The organism is Collinsella sp. TF05-9AC, from assembly GCF_003438495.1.
In the GTDB taxonomy this organism is placed as follows: Bacteria; Actinomycetota; Coriobacteriia; order Coriobacteriales; family Coriobacteriaceae; genus Collinsella.
Genome location: NZ_QSSH01000058.1, coordinates 2,308 through 4,425, shown reverse-complemented (window position 1 = coordinate 4,425; position 2,118 = coordinate 2,308). Strand labels below are relative to the sequence as shown.

General features: G+C 48.7%; 1 protein-coding gene. It reads right to left on the bottom strand.

The features are described from left to right. Nucleotides 1-95 precede the first annotated feature (95 nt). Nucleotides 96-1,424, bottom strand: coding sequence for a hypothetical protein (locus tag DXC52_RS09765; RefSeq protein WP_117747095.1), 1,329 nt, complete (start codon nt 1,422-1,424; stop codon nt 96-98). Between the last annotated feature and the right edge of the window lie 694 nt (nt 1,425-2,118).

Sequence of the window (2,118 nt, the reverse complement as noted above, 5' to 3'; positions counted from 1 at the left end):
AGATAGCCGGCAGGTCGGCATGTCAATCCTGGTCTAACAGAGCCTTATTTAATGATCGAGATATGCTCGGCGACTGCGGTGTTCTGCCCCTTAGGTTACAGACGGTTGTTTCTATTGAGCTTCCAGAGGAAATACATGGGGTTCTCTTTTGCCTTGGCTTCTCGCAAGAAATCTGCGGATTGAGATGCAACGGCCCCTATGCCGGCAGCCCCGAGGAAGGCCATGGCATCAGAAGGTGATGCGATTCCGTATTGCCCCAATGTAAAGCTCGCAATTCCGATAGCGGCTTCAATGCCTGCGGAGGTGACTAATCGGGATCGCTCGTTTTTCATCACTAAAGATATCTTGTGAAGCTCGGGCTCTATTAGGTCGTTCTTCAGGTCAGCTAATGTCGAGGTGTCGATGGGCCTTTCGCTCAGGCCTTTGGACAAGGTATCCCTAAACACAAGAAACGACTCTTCGTTTCTAATGCGGCAATCAAGGATGCTACGCAACGTTGCATTTTCAGCAATGGGGAGGGGGCAAGATAACCGGCGAATGGGTATGGTCTGATCTTTTCGAGGATAAAGGGTGGAAGTTGCGGACTCGAGGAACTCAATCTGAGCTGGACGAGTGGTTAAATACGAGCTATTCGAAAAATAGGGATTGACGAGGGCTTGAAAGCAATCGTCCAACAAAGGCAGTAGGATAGTCGAGATGCCGCCTTTCTCCAGCATGTCTCTATCCAATCGCGTTTCGCCTTGGCTTGCATAGAGCGATTCGTATTCAGACGGGATTACCAGGAAATCGACATCCATCTCATCATGGGACCCATATGCATCCATTCCCTCAATCGCTACACACAGATTCCCATCTGGTGCTTGTTTTAAAGTGCACGAGGTAGAGGAACAGAATTGTCGTACGAGTTCATCCCAATAACTCGATATCAATCCTTTTGCTTTTGATTCTCTTTCGATTTGTCGCGCTAGGCAATCTTTGCAAAGAGGAATGTAATTGCTCGAAAATCCGAGTATTCCAGCTTTGACTATGTCTTCGACTCGCATGGTCAAATAGATCCCGAATGCAAGTTCATCGACTGAGGCATAATCATCGTGCCCCATTTCGAATGCCGATTCTATAGGGCAATGAATCAGTGTTTTATCTGCATACAATGCTGAGAACTTTGCCAAATGGTAAATGTTTTGCTCTCGACAGGCATAGTCAGTGCAGGGGAATTTGCCTCCTTCAAGGGTGGAGTCAACAGAAAAATTGAACTGGGATTGATTTTCGATTTTTTCGATTGGGATAAGGGGTGCAAGGCCCCTAATAAAGGCGTCGAACCTCCTTTGCCCCAGTTCTTCTAGGTACGCAATTATTTCGGCAAGAGAGCTGTTCTTGAATGCGGCTAGATAAGAATAAAGGTCATCGTATGCATGAGTCGCCATTTCGCTCACCTACACTTTCGGAAAGAGTTTTGCGTCGTTATTTCCGAGGCGTCGTTGGGCTCGCAATCGACTCTAGTGTGCAGCTGCTTCTCGACGTACTCCCTCATGTTCTGCCTCCACATGTAACTAATTGATTTGCTATGTGCCATTATGAATGGTATATAGCAAATCAATTAGTTACATTTAATGGAGCATTGCGAGCGTGGCGCGCGCAAAGAAGAGTCGTTGTATGGAGGCTTCCGGCAACGGCCTTTTGTACGTCCGTGACTGTTGGGTGCTATCGCGGATGACGTCATTGTTGCCTGTACTCTCGATCCAAGGATGTAATTACGGAAGTGCGGGGAAAATCGAGAACCTTCGAGCACAACGCGATTTTTAGCACCAAAACCGCAGTTCGCGGAAGCGAAAACTGGGGCCTGGTTAGCATTTCTTCGATTTTCCCCGCACCTCCGAATTTGACCCCTTGCCGCACCTTGATCACGTCTTCAAGTGGCTGGTTCATCGCTAATGGAGTTTTCTGCGGTGCTTGAATTGCGGTGTTGTGATTAGGGCAAAAGGCTCTTGGCTCCGGGGAGGCTCATCGCACGAAAATTCAAGTTGCTGCTGAAGTAGGGCTTGCTTCGGCAGCGCTAACAATAAGGGCGGCTCTGCTAGTCTCGGGAGACCGCGGCATTCGGCGGGCCTGCCGAATGCC